This is a genomic window from Thiohalobacter sp. COW1 (assembly GCF_016629505.1).
Lineage (GTDB): Bacteria > Pseudomonadota > Gammaproteobacteria > Thiohalobacterales > Thiohalobacteraceae > Thiohalobacter > Thiohalobacter thiocyanaticus_A.
Map to the genome: position 1 here is coordinate 3,451,326 of NZ_AP024239.1, position 15,880 is coordinate 3,467,205.

Sequence of the window (15,880 nt, forward strand, 5' to 3'; positions counted from 1 at the left end):
TGATTTCCCGCCCAGCGGCGTTATCATTCGCTCATGTAGAGTGACTACACATCGCTCATTCTGCCTTGCTGGACGAAAAATCAGCCCCAGCAGAGGCAATGAGATTAGTGTTAACAGGCCCTAATGCGCCTGCTGCTGGTCGAGGACGACGCGTCGCTGGCCGGCCGCCTCAGGCAGGACCTGCAGGCGGCCGGCTATGCCGTCGATCACTGCGACAACGGCATCGACGCCGAGCACCTGGGCCTGGAAGAGCCCTATGATGCGGTGATACTCGACCTGGGGCTGCCGGGACGCAGCGGACTGGAGGTGCTGGGCCGCTGGCGCCGGGAAGGCCTGGATACGCCGGTGCTGATCCTCACTGCCCGCGATGCCTGGCATGAGAAGGTCGAGGGTTTCCAGGCCGGGGCCGACGATTACCTCGGCAAGCCTTTTCACGTGGAGGAACTGCAGGCGCGGTTGAGCGCATTGCTGCGCCGCGCCAGCGGGCGGGCCGCGGCGCAGCTGAGCGTGAACGGTCTGAGCCTGGACGAGGCGACCCAGACGGTGACCACGCCGGACGGTGCGACCCATGCGCTGACCGGCACCGAGTTCCGGCTGCTGCGCTACTTCATGCTGCACCCGGATCATATTCTGTCCAAGACCGAACTGACCGAGCATGTCTACGACTATGACTCGGACAAGGACAGCAACGTGATCGAGGTCTACGTGCGCCGGCTGCGCAGCAAGCTCGGTGCGGACTTGATTGAAACCCGCCGCGGCCAGGGTTACTGCTTCCCCGCGCGTTGACCATGGAATCCATCCAGCGGCATATCAATCTGCGTCTGGGGCTGGCCCTGCTGCTGGTGTATGTCCTGTTCGGCCTGGCGGCCAGCTACAGCTTCCGACTGCTGACCGAGCACTACATCGGTACCCGTCTGGAGCATGATGCCCAGGGCCTGCTGGTGGCACTCGGGTCACCAGTGGATGACCAGGCACTGCGGCTGCGGCCCGCGCGCGTCAGCCCCATCTATGACCGGACCTTCTCCGGCCATTATTTCCAGATCGAGTCGGGCGGGCAGGTGCTGCGCTCGCGTTCGCTGTGGGACCAGGCGCTCAGCCTGCCAGCGCTGGAGGCCGGGCAGGCGGTCCTGCTGCGCCAGCGCGGGCCCGGGAACCAGCTGCTGCTGGTGCGGGTGCGGCACTACATAAAGGAGGAGCGGGATCTGCTGCTGGCCGTGGCCGAGGACCTGACGCCCATCCACGACAATGTCCGCCGGCTGCAGCTGATCTATGCCCTGCTGGGGCTGGCCGTGCTGGTCGGACTGCTGGCCTACCAGCGCCGGGCCCTGCGTCTGGGCTTCGCCCCGGTCAGCCGGACCTGCCGGGAACTGGAGCAGCTGCAGCAGGGCGAACTGGCGCGGCTGGATGAAGGCGTGCCGCATGAACTGTCTCCCCTGGTACAGCAGATCAATCGCCTGCTGGAGGTGCTGCAGGGACGGCTGACGCGCTCGCGCAATGCCCTGGGCAACCTGGCGCATGCCCTGAAGACGCCGCTGGCGCGGCTGCAGCAGGAACTGGATCACCTGCCCGCCGGGGAGGACCCGCAGCTGCGCGAGCGGCTGCAGCAGCAGCTGGATCAGATCCGCGCCCTGATGGAGCGCGAGTTGCGGCGCGCGCGTCTGGCCGGCCGCTCCGCAAGCGCGGCCCGGCTGGCCCTGCGACCGGTCTTCGACGGCCTGATCGGGGTGGTGCGGCAGGTCTATGCCGACAAGGGGCTGCGCATCGAGTGCGAGGTCGCGGACTCCCTGACCCTGCAGGCCGATGCGCAGGATCTGATGGAGTTGTTCGGCAACCTGCTGGACAACGCCTGCAAATGGGCGCGCGGCCGGGTCAGGGTGCGTGCCGCACGGCAGGAAGGGCGGCTGCGGGTGCGGATCGAGGACGACGGTCCCGGCGTGGATGCCGGGCTCCGTGCCAACCTGAGCGAACGCGGCGTGCGCGCCGACGAGCAGGGCGTGGCCGGGCACGGCCTGGGACTGGCCATCGCGGCGGACGTGGTGGAACTCTATGGCGGGCGGATGGCGTTCGGGCAATCCGCCGAACTGGGCGGTTTCAGCGTCGAGGTGGAATTCCCGCAGGCGTAATGCGCCGCGAAATCCACTAAACCCACGAAATGATCGATATTGCATTGCCGTGGCGCATCGGCGCCCGGCAATGATGTAGTAAAGTCAGGGAAGCTCTGGTTAATTACGTCATTGCGAGGAGCGAAGCGACGTGGCAATCCCCAGCCGATTGATTTCGCATTACGTGATTGCCGCGCTTTGCTCGCAATGACGGGTGTTTTCTAATCAATCAGGGGTTCCTCAGGATTATTTTTTCGTGGATTTGGTGGTTTTCGTGGCGCATTAATGGGTCTCGAGCTTCCTCAACTCCGCCAGGATATCAAGCACCAGCTTCTCGCTGTTCTCGCCCAGGCCCTCGCACAGCTTGTCCGGATCCCGTTCGCCCAGCACCAGCGGCCGCACCAGGCCGGCCAGTCGCGCCATGTCGCCACCGGCCTGCAGCATCTGATGGGCCATGGCGGCAATGGTATGCAGCGCCTGGTGATCGCCGGTGCGGGCGGAATGGATCAGCGAGGCCAGCCCGGGGGCGGCCAGGTTGGCGTCGAACTGGGCATTCAGATCGGGCAGGGTGTGGGGATCCTGCAGTCCGCGCAGGATGGCCTCGACGATGGCGCGGTCCTCCTCGTCCAGTCCGCGGAAGGCATCGAGGCTGCGCTCACCCTTGAGGATGCGCCGGATCGCGGCCACCAGGTCATACCACTCGTTCTGCTCGGCCTGGCGCAGCAGTTCGTTGACCTCGGGACGCAGATCACGGTTCTGGCAGGCCTGTACCACCCGATGGATCAGGCCGGCATGGGCATGCAGGATCTGCTGGGTCTTTTCCGGGACATCGGGCATCTGAGGTTCCCCGCGAGGTTTCATACTTATTGGTATGCGCCAGTGTACCGACTGGCACCGATGTGACAAGCCATACCCTCACTTGAAAACTTTACAGGGCTTAATCAGGGAGACCCTGATCAATCCGTCATCCCGGCCTGCGCCGGGATGACGAAAAGTGCGCCGGTATGACGCAAGGGAAATTAATCAGAGTTTCCCTGTAGTTATTCTGGATCAATACCTGCTTAAAAATCGTCTGATTAGTCCGTCATTGCGCGGATGCACTGACCCGCAGGACGCACCTTCGCGGCCATGGCTGGCCGTCGTGACTATTCGGATTCCTCCCGCGTATTGATCGGCTGGGTGCCGCTGTCCTGGATGTTGTTCCAGTCCCGCTCGGCGGGGAAGCCGCTGCCGCAGAAATCGCGCCACTGGTTGACGATGGCGCAGAACAGGTCCGCGGTGCGCTCGGCGTCATAGAGCGCCGAGTGGGCCTCGCCCTCGTCCCACTTGATGCCGGCGGCCTGCACGGCACGGGCCAGTACCGTCTGGCCATAGGCGAGCCCGGCCAGGGTGGCGGTGTCGAAGGTGCTGAACAGGTGGAAGGGATTGCGCTTGATGTTGCAGCGTTCGGCGGCCGCCTTGATGAAGGCCAGGTCGAAGGAGGGGTTGTGCCCGACCAGGATGGCGCGGGTGCAGCCGGTCTCCCTGATCTGCTGCCGGATCGGCTTGAACATCTGCGCCAGGGCGTCCTTTTCCGGCTTGGCGAAGCGGAACGGGTGGTAGGGGTCGATGCCGGTGAAGGCCAGGGCGCGCGGGTCGAGATTGGCGCCGGCGAAGGGCTCGACATGCACCGCATGGGTCTCCCGCCGTGTCATGTGGCCGCTGTCGTCCAGTTGCAGGGTGACGGCGGCGACTTCCAGCAGGGCATCCTTGCGGGCATTGAAACCGGCGGTTTCCACGTCCACGACCACGGGCAGGAAGCCGCGGAAACGCCGCGACATGGGGGAGACGGGGGCGGGATCAGACATGCTGTCAGCATACCCAATGCCGGACGGATTTGCGATCATGGCAGTTGGCGACGAATGCTGCGGAGCGGGAGAATGAGGCGAACAAAGTCCGATGCAATGGCCACCCCGGGGTGGGGCGTCACGCTGATCTGGCTGCTGCTGGGGTTGACATGGCTGCTGCCTGTCGGGGCAGAGGCGCAGGGCCGGCTGTGGCGCATCAGCGCTGCGGGCGTCGAGCCGAGCTACCTGTTCGGGACCATGCATTCGGAGCACCCCGAGGTGACTCGTCTGCCGCCGGCCGTCGAGCGGGCCTTTGTCGGTTCCGAGCGACTGGTGCTGGAGATGGTGCTGGACCAGACCGCGATGCTGTCCACGGCCCAGGCCGGTCTGTTCGAATCCGGACGCGATCTCGAGGATGTGCTGCCGCCGGCACTGTACCGGCGCACGGTCGAGGCCATGGCCGACTATGGCGTGCCCGAACCGGTACTGCGCCGGTTCAAGCCCTGGATGATCTTCTCCACCCTGATGCTGCCGCGCTCGCGCACCGGCATGTTTCTCGATCTGCGCCTGTACCAGCAGGCCGTGGCGGCGGACAAACCGGTGGCGGGACTGGAGACGGCCGCCGAGCAGATCGCGGTATTCGACGGCATGAGCATGGCCGACCAGATCAGCATCCTGCGCGATACCCTGGACAACCTGGAGCGCTTCGACGCCTGGTTCGAGGAGATGCGCCGGGTCTATCTGAGCGGGGATCTGGATGCCCTGGCCCGGTTCAGTGACGGCATGATGAGCGATATCGACCCGGCACTGGCGCAGCGTTTTCAGAGGCGGTTTGTCAGCGAACGCAATCACCGCATGGTCGAGCGGCTGCAGCCGCTGCTGCGCCAGGGCGGCGCCTTCGTTGCAGTCGGCGCCCTGCACCTGCCGGGCGAAGACGGCATCATCGCCCTGCTGCGCGCGGCGGGGTATGAAGTGAGGCGTGAGGAGTGAGGCGTAGGATGGGTGGAGGCGCGCAGCGCCGTAACCCATCGTCTTATCGTATAGCGATGGGTTGCGCTGCGCTCCACCCATCCTACAATTGCAGCCGCCAGGCGATCTCCCCGCCCGCGCGCAGCGGAATGACCTTCGCATCCGCCAGCGGATAGCTTTCCGGCACCGTCCAGGGTTCGCGCACCAGGGTGATGGTATCGGTGTTGCGCGGCAGGCCGTAGAAGTCGGCGCCGTGATGACTGGCGAAGCCCTCCAGCTTGTCCAGGGCGTTGGCCTGCTCGAAGGCCTCGGCGTAGAACTCGATGGCGGCATGCGCGGTGTAGAGTCCGGCGCAGCCGCAGGCGCTTTCCTTGGCGTGCTGCGGATGCGGTGCGCTGTCGGTGCCGAGGAAGAACTTCGGGCTGCCGCTGGTGGCGGCGGTGATCAGCGCCTCGCGGTGGCTTTCGCGCTTGAGCACCGGCAGACAGTAGTAATGGGGACGGATGCCGCCGACCAGCATGGCGTTGCGGTTGTAGAGCAGATGATGGGCGGTCAGGGTCCCGGCCACGTTGGGGCCGCTGCCCTGGACGAACTCGATGCCCTGACGCGTGGTGATGTGCTCCAGCACCAGCTTGAGTTCGGGCAGGCGCCGTACCAGCGGTTCCAGGTGGCGCTCGATGAAGACCGCCTCGCGATCGAAGATGTCGATGTCCGGATCGGTCACCTCGCCGTGGACCAGCAGCGGCAGGCCGGCCTCGGCCATCGCCTCCAGGGTGGGCAGGGTGCGCTGGATGTCGGTCACCCCGGCATCGGAATGGGTGGTGGCTCCGGCCGGATACAGCTTGACGGCGTACACATGGCCGCTGGCCGCGGCAGTGCGGATCTCCTCCGGGCTCAGGTTGTCGGTGAGATACAGGGTCATCAGCGGGGTGAAGTCCACCCCCGCGTGCACCGCGGCCAGGATGCGCTCGCGGTAGTCCAGCGCCTGGTGCGTGCTCACCACGGGCGGTTTGAGATTGGGCATGATGATGGCCCGCCCGCACTGGCGGGCGCTGTGCGGCACCACGTCGGCCAGCACCGCGCCATCGCGCAGGTGCAGGTGCCAGTCGTCGGGGCGGGTGAGGGTGAGTTGCATAAAGCGGCTCCGATTCGGTCGCCTGCCGGAGGGTTCCGATGCGCCTCCGGCAATGATAGCGTCCTTGTTTTGGAAGGGTTTTTTTGTTCAGTACTGTGACATGCCTCCGCCCTTCTGCCTTGACCTGACGGGACAAAACACAGATCATATCGCGCTTGTTTTGATTCGGGTATCCCATGCGGACCCCGGCGCGTGTTCCCTGCGCGTCCATATCCAGCTGATGCGCCGTATTTTTGGCGTACTCAGGGTATCCCCAGCGTGAGATCCAAGGGAGTTTCATGAACGTCGCGGACAAGAAACGGCTACTGCGCGAAATGCTTTTTGCGCGGCGCTTTGAAGAACGCTGCTACGAGGCTTATGTCGAGCGCAAGATCGGCGGCTTCCTGCATCTGTATCCCGGCCAGGAGGCCTGCGCCTTCGGCGTGATGGAAGCGGCGCGCCCGGGCCGGGACTATGTGATCACCGGCTATCGCGACCACGTCCACGCCATCAAATGCGGCGCCGACCCCAAGGCCGTGATGGCCGAGCTGTTCGCCAAGGAGACCGGCTGCAGCCGGGGCCGCGGCGGTTCCATGCATATATTTGATGTCGAGCACCGTTTCATGGGCGGCTACGCCCTGGTCGGCGGCCCCTTCCCGCTGGCCGCCGGCATGGCCAAGGCCATCAAGATGAAGGGCGACGACGACATCGCCATCTGCTTTCTGGGCGACGCCGCCAACAACCAGGGCACCTTCCACGAGTCGCTCAACATGGCCGCGCTGTGGGATCTGCCGGTGCTGTATGTGTGCGAGAACAACCTCTACGGCATCGGCACCCGCATCGACCGTTCCACCGCGGTGGTCGAGCAGTACAAGCGCGTGGATGCCTACGGCATCCCCTCGGCCCAGGTCGACGGCCAGGACATCGAGGTGGTGTTCAAGGCCGCGCAGAAGGCGGTCAAGCATGTGCGTTCCGGCAAGGGGCCGTACTTCCTGGAACTGCTCACCTACCGTTACCGCGGCCATTCCATGTCCGACTCCAACGCCTACCGCTCCAAGGACGAGGAGAAGATGTGGAGCAAGCGCGATCCCATCATCATGCTGCGCGACCGGCTGATCGAGGCCGGCGAGATCACCAAGGACGACTACAAGGCGATGGACACCGAGATCCTGGACCAGATCGAGGACGAGATCATCGCCCATGCCGAGAGCTCGCCCGAACCCAAGGTGCAGGAGCTGGAGAAATACACCCTGGCCGAGAACGATCCCTGGGTGCGCGGAGGTAGGAACTGATGGCAGAACTGATGTACTGGGAAGCGATCCGTCGCGCCCACGACGAGGAGATGGCCAACGACCCGCTCGTGATCTGCATGGGCGAGGACATCGGCATGGCCGGCGGCACCTACAAGGCCACCCAGGGCCTGTACGACAAGTACGGCGCCGAGCGGGTCATCGATACCCCGATCTCGGAGAACGGCTACACCGGCCTGGGCATCGGCGCCTCCTTCCTGGGCGTGCGGCCGATCATCGAGATCATGTCGGTCAACTTCGCCTGGCTGGCGCTGGACCAGCTGTTCAACTCCGCGGCCAAGGTGCGCTACATGTCCGGCGGCCAGCTGGAGGCACCGGTGGTGGTGCGCTCGCCCGGCGGCACCGCCCACCAGCTCGGCGCCCAGCACTCGGCGCGCATGGAGAAGGTATTCATGGGCATTGCCGGCCTGCGCGTGGTGACCCCGAGCAATCCGCGCCAGGCCTACGGCCTGCTCAAATCCGCCGTGCGCTGCAACGATCCGGTCTACATCAACGAACACGAGCTGATGTACAACCTCAAGGGCGAGGTGCCGGACGAGGAATACTTCCACCCGCTGGAAGGCTCGGAGGTGGCGCGTGAAGGGAAGGATGTCACCCTGTTCGGCTACAACATCTCCGTGCACTGGTGCCTGCAGGCGGCCGAGACGCTGTCGAAGCAGCACGGCATCGAGGCCGAGGTGGTCGATCTCTATGCCCTGAGCCCGCTGGACCGGGCCGGTATCCGCGCCTCGGTGGGCAAGACTCACCGCGCCGTGATCGTCGAGGAGGCCGAGGCCCCCGTCGGCGTTGGCTCCGAGGTGATGGCAATCATCAATGAAGAGTGCTTCTTCGAACTCGACGCTGCGCCGGTGCGTGTCTCCGCGGCGAATGTTCCCATACCCTACAACCACACCCTGGAGCGGGCGGCGATCCCCAAGGTCGACGACGTGGTGGCGGCCGTGCGGAAGATGTTCGGGAAGTAAAGCGAGACACAAGATACAAGCACGAAACTCTTTGCACTTATCGGATGCTTGTGTCTTGCATAAACGGCGCACGTTCAAGCCGGTTAACACTCGTCATTGCGAGGAACGAAGTGACGCGGCAATCTCCAATCGACTGACTCTGCAGCATGAGATTGCCGCGCTGCGCTCGCAAGGACGACCAGAGCAAGTGCCGTGCGTATCTTGCATCTGTATCTTGCAACTGATCAGAGATCATCCATGTCAGATCCCTACGTAATCAAGATGCCCCAACTCTCGGACACCATGACCGAGGGCGTGATCGTGAGCTGGGAGAAGAACATCGGCGATCGTGTCAGCCGCGGCGACATCGTCGCCACGGTCGAGACCGACAAGGCCATCATGGATGTGGAGGTGTTCCGCGAAGGGTACCTGTCCGGTCCCGTCGCGCCGGTCGACAGCACCGTGCCGGTGGGCGAAGCCATCGCCTACATCGTCGCTTCCAGCGAGGAAGTGCAGGAAGGCGAGGCCGAGGCGCCCGCCGCGCCGGCAGCCGCTGAAACCGGCGGCGGGGAAGCGCAGGCGCAGGAGGGGGAATCCGCCGCTGCAGCAGAGCCGGCCGCCGCGCAGGCCCCTGCCGGCAGCCGGGAACCCGAAGGCGCTCTGCATACCATCAAGATGCCGCAGCTCTCCGATACCATGACCGAGGGCGTGGTGGTGAGTTGGGAGAAGCAGCCCGGCGATGAGATCAAACGCGGCACCGTGGTGGCCCAGGTCGAGACCGACAAGGCCATCATGGACGTCGAGGTGTTCAAGGAAGGCTACCTGTCCGGCCCCATCGCGTCGGTGGACAGCACCGTGCCGGTGGGTGAGCCGCTGGCCTACCTGGTGGCCGAGTCCGGCCAGGTGGTGACCGGGGAGGCCGCGCCTGCCACCGCGAAGCCGGCCGGGACGACGGAGGCCGCTGCGTCCGCGCCGTCCGCGTCCGCCGCCCCGTCCGCACCGACCTCGGTGCCGGGCGGCACCCCGGCGCCGCGCCCGCAGGGCCGTGGCGCGACCCCGTTCGCCCGCAAGATCGCGGGCCAGCAGGGCGTGGATCTGAACACCGTGCCCGGCAGCGGTCCTGGTGGCGTGGTGGTCGCGGCGGATGTGGCCAACGCCAGACCCGCTGCCGGCGCCGCCGCCCCTGGCGGCTTCCCCGAGGTGGATGTGCCGGGCGAGGGTCGGAAGATGAACAAGCTGGAGGCGGCCATCAGCCGCTCCATGACCGAGTCACTGTCCATCCCCAGCTTCCATGTCACCAGCCACATCAAGCTGGGTGGCCTGATCAAGGCCGCCAAGGCCAAGGGCGTGTCGGTTACGGTCGCCATCGCCAAGGCCTGCGCCGAGGCGATGCAGCAGCATCCGAAGATGAACTGGTGCTACAAGCCGCAGGATCAGCTGGTCGAGCGCAGTAACGTGGATGTCGGCATGGCCGTGGCCGTCGAGGGCGGCCTGGTGGTGCCGGTGCTGCGCGGCTGTGAGTCGCGCAGCCTGGAGGAACTCAACGAGGACTGGCAGGACCTGGTCGAGCGTGCCCGCAAGCGCCGGCTCAAGCCCGAGGAGTATTCCGGTTCGACCTTCCAGGTCTCCAACATGGGCATGTTCGGCGTCAGCCACTTCGATGCCATCGCCACCCCGGGCATCGCGGCAATACTCGCCATCTCGGCCGACACCGAGCAGGGCAGTCCCTTCACCATCACCGGCGATCACCGGGTGGTGAACGGCGCCGATGTGGCCCTGTACCTGAAGGATCTGAAGGAACTGATCGAGGCGCCCGACGCCTGGATGGGCCCGAGCGGCCCGGCCATCCCCGAGGGCGACTGGGACTATGACGTCGTGGTCATCGGCGGCGGCCCCGGCGGCGAGGACTGCGCCCGCGACCTGGCCGGCCACGGCCACAAGGTCGCCCTGATCAACGACTCGCCCTTCCCCGGCGGCGAATGCCTGTGGCGCGGCTGTATCCCGTCCAAGGCCTGGCGCGCGGCGGCCGACCGCATCCGCGACCGCGGCCATGACGCCGATCTCGGCATCCAGGGCACCAACCAGGCGAAACTGGAATGGAAGACCCTGGAGGCGCATCGGCGCAACGTGCTGGAGACGCGCGGCCAGATGGCGCTGAAGACCGACAAGGGCGTTAAGATCAATTACATCCAGGGCTATGGCCGCTTCGTCGACGATCATCATGTGATGATCGATACCGGCGGCAACCAGGACGATCCGCACAGCCGCGCCACAGCCGGTGACGGCAAGCAGACCAAGACGGTCAGTTTCGGCTGCGCCGTCATCGCCACCGGCGCGCCGCCCTTCGTGCCGCCCATCGACGGCGCCCGCGAGGGCCTGGAGTCGGGTTCTGTCCTGACCTCGGATACCGTCTGGATGCTGGACACCCCGCCGAAAAAACTGGTGGTGGTCGGCGGCGGCGCCATCGGCGTGGAGATGGCGCAGATCTTCCAGGACTTCGGCGCCGAGGTCACCCTGCTGGAGGCGCAGGACCGCATCCTGGCCGAGGTCGAGCCCGAGATCGCCAAGCACCTGACCCAGGTATTGAACGACGATCCGCGCCTTTCCGTGCACACCGCGGTCAAGCTGGAGAAGATCAGCGGCAAGCCAGGCGCGGTGACCGCGAAATACACCGACAGCGAGGGCAAGTCGCACCAGCTCAAGGCCGACTACGTCATCATGGCCACCGGCAAGCGCCCCGAGATCGACGGCCTCAATCTGGACAAGGCCGGCATCGCCACCGACGGCCCGGCCGTGAAGGTCGATGCCCGCTGCCGCACCAGCGTCGGCCACATCTTCGCCATCGGCGATGTCATCGGCGGCCTGATGCTGGCACACACCGCCGCCCAGCAGGGGCGGGTGGCCGCCATGAGCATCCTGGGCGAGGACATGAAGTACGACCAGGACAAGGACTGCGGCGTGATCTTCACCCGCCCCGAGGCCGGCTTCGTCGGCCTGTCGGTGGCGCAGGCGAAGGAGAAGGGCATCGACGCGGTCGAGGCCAAGGTGCCGATGAACATCGATGCCAAGGCGATGATCAACCGGGAGGAGCACGGCCTGATCAAGCTGGTCGCCGACAAGGCCACCGGCCGCATCATCGGCGTGCACTTCCTGGCCGACCACACCGACACCCTGATCGGCGAGGCGGTGATGATGGTCAGCGCAGGACTCACCCTGGAGCAGGTCGGCAACGCCATCCACCCGCACCCGACCCAGACCGAACTGTTCGGCGAACTGGCGCGGCGGCTGCTGTCGCGGTTGCGGCGCAGTGCGAAGGTCAAGGCGAAATAAGGAAGGGTAACCGCCAAGACGCCGAGGGCGCCAAGGAAAGGCGTGAACCGCCAAGGCGCCAAGGGCGCCAAGAAAGTATGTAATGCGAAATTTCGCAGGCACGCACAGGGAGGTGCGTATGGAACCGTCCGTCGAACTGGATGGGGTGGCACGACAGGTTATCGGGGCTGCCATCGAAGTGCATCGTACGCTGGGGCCGGGTTATCTGGAATCCGTATATGAAGAGGCTCTGGCTGTGGAACTGGAGTCCCTGGGTATCGAGTGTGATCGTCAGGTGCCTGTATCCATAGATTACAAGGGCAGGGTTGTTGGTGAGGCCCGGCTGGACCTGGTGGTTGCTGACAAGCTGGTGATTGAACTGAAGGCAGTTGATGCCTTGCTGCCGATTCATCAGGCGCAGGTTTTGTCTTATCTGAAGGCGACCCGGCGACAGCTCGGTCTGCTGATTAATTTCAATGTAGGCGTTCTCCGCAACGGGGTGAAAAGGGTTGTGTTGTCGCAGCGGGCGGAGACTTGATTACCTGCTGCTATGATTGATAATTCGCAGTGCCCGATCATTGAATAACCTTGGCGCCCTTGGCGTCTTGGCGGTTCACAAGTCTTTCCTTGGCGCCCTTGGCGTCTTGGCGGTTCAATAACGAGGTCTACCCAATGTCCAACGTCAACAAAGTCGTGCTGGCCTATTCCGGCGGCCTGGATACCTCGGTCATCCTCAAGTGGCTGGAGGACACCTACAACTGCGAGGTGGTGACCTTCACCGCCGACATCGGCCAGGGCGAGGAGGTCGAGCCGGCGCGGGAGAAGGCGAAGGCCATGGGCGTCAAGGAGATCTACATCGAGGACCTGCGCGAGGAGTTCGCCCGCGACTATGTGTTCCCGATGTTTCGCGCCAACACCATCTATGAAGGCGAGTACCTGCTCGGCACCTCCATCGCCCGGCCGCTGATCGCCAAGCGCCTGGTGGAGATCGCCAACGAGACCGGCGCCGACGCCATCGCCCACGGCGCGACCGGTAAGGGCAACGATCAGGTGCGCTTCGAACTGGGCGCCTATGCGCTGAAGCCCGACGTGAAGGTGATCGCGCCCTGGCGCGAGTGGGACCTGCTGTCGCGCGAGAAGCTCATGGCCTATGCGAAGCAGCATGACATCCCGGTCGATTTCGCCAAGGCCGGCAAGAAGTCGCCCTATTCCATGGATGCCAATTCCCTGCACATCTCCTACGAGGGCGGGATCCTGGAGGATCCCTGGGCCGAGCCGGAGGAGGACATGTGGCGCTGGACCGTGTCGCCGGAGCAGGCGCCGGATACCCCCACCTATATCGAACTGACCTACCAGAAGGGCGACGTGGTCGCCATCGACGGCAAGAAGGTCACGCCGGGGCAGGTGATGGAGCAGCTGAATAAAATCGGCGGCGACAACGGCATCGGCCGGGCCGATATCGTCGAGAACCGCTATGTCGGCATGAAATCGCGCGGCGCCTACGAGACGCCGGGCGGCACCATCCTGCTCAAGGCCCACCGCGCCATCGAATCCCTGACCCTGGACCGCGAGGTCGCGCATCTGAAGGACGAACTGATGCCGCGCTACGCCGAGCTGATCTACAACGGCTACTGGTGGAGCCCGGAGCGCGAGATGCTGCAGGAGATGATCGACGCCTCGCAGCAGACCGTGAACGGCAAGGTGCGGCTGAAACTCTACAAGGGCAATGTCATCGTGGTCGGCCGCCAGTCCGACTCCGACAGCCTGTTCGACGAATCCATCGCCACCTTCGAGGACGATGCCGGCGCCTATGATCAGAAGGACGCCGAGGGCTTCATCAAACTCAACGCCCTGCGTCTGCGCATCGCCGCGCGACGGCGGCGGTGATTATAAAAGAGCGCCACGGAATACACGGAAGCCACGGAAAATTCCATATTGTTCACTTCGAACCTTGTGTAGGTCGGGTTGGCGCAGCGTAACCCGACGGGTTCGGCGCCAATGTCGGGTCACGCCTCACGGGCTAACCCCACCTACGGATCGCAATCATTAAAAAATCAATTTTGTCCGTGTTTTCCGTGTATTTCGTGGCGCTCTTCTCTTTCGATCTTCTCGGTCAGGCCGGCTCGGCGCGCTTGTCCAGCAGCGTGGCCTGGACCGAACGCGCGCGCTGGCGGCCGGTCGGCTGCAGGCGCCTGTAGTCGCCGTCGCGCTGCAGGACCCAGGCCTGGGTATTGTCGGACAGGTACAACTCCAGCCCTTCCTTGATGATCTGCTTCTTCAGCTGCGGCTGTTCGATGGGGAAGGCGATCTCCACCCGGCGGTAGAAATTGCGGTCCATCCAGTCGGCGCTGGACAGGTACAGTTCCTCCTCCTCCCCGCCGTTGCGGAAATAGAACACCCGGGTGTGCTCGAGGAAGCGCCCGACGATGGAGCGGACCTGGATGTTGTCGGACACTCCCGGCACCCCCGGACGCAGGCAGCAGATGCCGCGTACGATCAGGTCGATCCTCACCCCGGCCTGCGAGGCCTGGTACAGGGCACGGATGACCTGCGGCTCGATCAGGGCGTTCATCTTGGCGATGATGCGCGCCGGTTCCCCGGCCGCGGCCCGTTCGGCCTCGCGCTCGATCTTGCGCAGCAACTCCTTGTGCAGGGTGAAGGGCGACTGCAGCAGCTTGCGCAGGGCCTTGACCTTGCCCAGGCTGGTGAGCTGCTGGAATACCCGGTGCACGTCCTCGCCCAGGATCTTGTCGGCCGACAGCAGCCCGTAGTCGGTATAGAGCCGCGCGGTGCGGGCGTGGTAATTGCCTGTACCCAGATGCACGTAATGGCGCAGGCCACGGCCCTCGCGCCGGGTGATCAGCATCATCTTGACGTGGGTCTTGTAGCCGACCACGCCGTAAACCACATGGGCGCCGGCCTCCTGCAGCCGGTTGGCAAGCTGAATGTTGGCCTCCTCGTCGAAGCGCGCCCGCAGTTCCACCACCACCGTGACCTCCTTGCCGGCGCGGGCGGCCTCCACCAGGGCGTCGACGATCGCCGAATCGGGGCCGGTGCGGTACAGGGTCTGCTTGATGGCCAGTACATCAGGGTCGGCTGCCGCCTGGCGCAGGAACTCCACCACGGGGACGAAGGACTCGAAGGGGTGATGCAGCAGGATATCCTTGCGTGACAGGGTATCGAAGATACTCTGCTCGGTGTTCAGGAGACTGCTGCGGCCCGGCTTGAACGGCGGGTACTTGAGGTCCGGGCGCTCGACCAGATCGGCGATGGCGAACAGCCGGTTGAGGTTGACCGGCCCGTTGACCTGGTACAGGTCAGCCTCGTCGAGTCCGAACTGTCGCAGCAGATAGTTGGCCATGTCCGCGCTGCAGTTGTCGGCCACCTCCAGACGCACGGCATCGCCATAGCGCCGCGCCAGCAGTTCGCCCTCCATGGCCCGCATCAGGTCGTCGATTTCCTCCTCGTCCACGAACAGGTCGCTGTTGCGGGTGACCCGGAACTGGTAGCAGCCGGTGACGGTCATGCCGGGGAACAGGTCGTCGACGAAGGCATGGATGATGGAGGACAGGAACACGTAGTTGTATTCACCGGCGGCGAGGTCAGACGGCAGCGGGATCAGGCGCGGCAGCGAGCGCGGTGCCTGCACGATGGCCACGCCGCTGGAACGGCCGAAGGCGTCCTTGCCCTCCAGCGAGACGATGAAGTTCAGGCTCTTGTTCAGGATGCGTGGAAATGGATGGGCCGGGTCCAGCCCCAGCGGGCTCAGCACCGGCACCAGTTCCCGGTTGAAGTAGTTCCTGACCCACTCGGCCTGCGTCTCGCTCCAGTGGGTGCGGCGCACGAAACGGATGCCGCGCTCGCGCAGGGCCGGGATCAGTTCTTCATTGAGCACGAAATACTGCTGCTCGACCAGCTGGTGGGCCTCACGGCTGATGGCGGCCAGGATCTCGCCCGGACTGAAGTTGTCGGTGCCGGCCTGGACCGAGCCGGATTCGACCTTCTGCTTCAGGCCGGCCACCCGGATCTCGAAGAACTCGTCCAGGTTGGTGCTGGAGATGCAGAGAAACTTCAGCCGTTCAAGCAGCGGGGTGTTGGGATCGCGCGCCTGTTCCAGCACCCGTTTGTTGAACTGCAGCAGGCTGAGTTCGCGGTTGATGTAGAGATCCGGGTGATTGAGATCGGGGGTGTCCATGCGCGCCTTTGCCTCTGGCTCGTTGCCTGCCTTGTGATTATGCCGGATCGGCCGGCGGACGTAATCCTGCAGGCGGGAGTCGTCACGAAATTGTCATGAACCGGCGAGCCTGCA

General features: G+C 64.8%; 12 protein-coding genes. 8 read left to right on the plus strand and 4 right to left on the minus strand.

Going from position 1 to position 15,880, the window contains the following annotated elements:
• Positions 1–123: 123 nt before the first annotated feature.
• Positions 124–786, plus strand: a complete 663-nt coding sequence (locus tag COW1_RS16395; protein ID WP_096366975.1) for a response regulator transcription factor — start codon at positions 124–126, stop codon at positions 784–786.
• A gap of 2 nt (positions 787–788) precedes the next feature.
• Positions 789–2,123, plus strand: coding sequence for an ATP-binding protein (locus COW1_RS16400; RefSeq protein WP_201344826.1), 1,335 nt, complete (start codon positions 789–791; stop codon positions 2,121–2,123).
• Positions 2,124–2,384: 261 nt separating this feature from the next.
• Here the strand turns inward: COW1_RS16400 and COW1_RS16405 are convergent, their stop codons facing one another.
• Positions 2,385–2,939 (minus strand): hypothetical protein, encoded by a 555-nt coding sequence (locus tag COW1_RS16405; protein ID WP_096366973.1) that lies wholly within the window; start codon positions 2,937–2,939, stop codon positions 2,385–2,387.
• 308 nt (positions 2,940–3,247) lie between these two features.
• On the minus strand, positions 3,248–3,949 hold the full coding sequence (gene rnt / locus COW1_RS16410; RefSeq protein ID WP_096366972.1) for a ribonuclease T: 702 nt from the start codon (positions 3,947–3,949) through the stop codon (positions 3,248–3,250).
• A 72-nt stretch (positions 3,950–4,021) separates the two neighbouring features.
• On the opposite strand from rnt, the gene COW1_RS16415 reads away from it, so the two are divergent.
• Positions 4,022–4,918 (plus strand): TraB/GumN family protein, encoded by an 897-nt coding sequence (locus COW1_RS16415; RefSeq protein WP_201344829.1) that lies wholly within the window; start codon positions 4,022–4,024, stop codon positions 4,916–4,918.
• An 82-nt stretch (positions 4,919–5,000) separates the two neighbouring features.
• On the opposite strand, the gene pyrC is transcribed toward COW1_RS16415, so the two are convergent.
• Positions 5,001–6,032, minus strand: coding sequence for a dihydroorotase (gene pyrC / locus COW1_RS16420; RefSeq protein ID WP_201344831.1), 1,032 nt, complete (start codon positions 6,030–6,032; stop codon positions 5,001–5,003).
• Positions 6,033–6,310: 278 nt separating this feature from the next.
• Between pyrC and pdhA the strand changes: the two genes are divergently transcribed.
• The 5 genes from pdhA (at position 6,311) to COW1_RS16450 (ending at position 13,458) form a co-directional block, all read left to right on the plus strand.
• Positions 6,311–7,303: a pyruvate dehydrogenase (acetyl-transferring) E1 component subunit alpha gene (pdhA, locus tag COW1_RS16425; protein WP_096366969.1), complete on the plus strand. Its 993-nt coding sequence runs from the start codon at positions 6,311–6,313 to the stop codon at positions 7,301–7,303.
• The gene (locus COW1_RS16430) at positions 7,303–8,283 is read left to right on the plus strand and encodes an alpha-ketoacid dehydrogenase subunit beta (RefSeq protein WP_096366968.1); all 981 of its coding nucleotides are present in this window, start codon (positions 7,303–7,305) and stop codon (positions 8,281–8,283) included. Before pdhA ends, COW1_RS16430 begins: the two co-directional genes overlap by 1 nt.
• A 237-nt stretch (positions 8,284–8,520) precedes the next feature.
• A complete protein-coding gene (locus COW1_RS16440; RefSeq protein ID WP_242466454.1) occupies positions 8,521–11,592 on the plus strand; it encodes an FAD-dependent oxidoreductase in 3,072 nt (1,023 codons plus the stop codon).
• Positions 11,593–11,710: 118 nt separating this feature from the next.
• Positions 11,711–12,109: a GxxExxY protein gene (locus tag COW1_RS16445; RefSeq protein WP_096366966.1), complete on the plus strand. Its 399-nt coding sequence runs from the start codon at positions 11,711–11,713 to the stop codon at positions 12,107–12,109.
• A 134-nt stretch (positions 12,110–12,243) separates the two neighbouring features.
• Positions 12,244–13,458: an argininosuccinate synthase gene (locus COW1_RS16450; RefSeq protein WP_201344833.1), complete on the plus strand. Its 1,215-nt coding sequence runs from the start codon at positions 12,244–12,246 to the stop codon at positions 13,456–13,458.
• A gap of 226 nt (positions 13,459–13,684) precedes the next feature.
• On the opposite strand, the gene ppk1 is transcribed toward COW1_RS16450, so the two are convergent.
• Complete coding sequence (gene ppk1, locus COW1_RS16455) at positions 13,685–15,814, minus strand: polyphosphate kinase 1 (RefSeq protein ID WP_255534325.1); 2,130 nt, start codon at positions 15,812–15,814, stop codon at positions 13,685–13,687.
• Between the last annotated feature and the right edge of the window lie 66 nt (positions 15,815–15,880).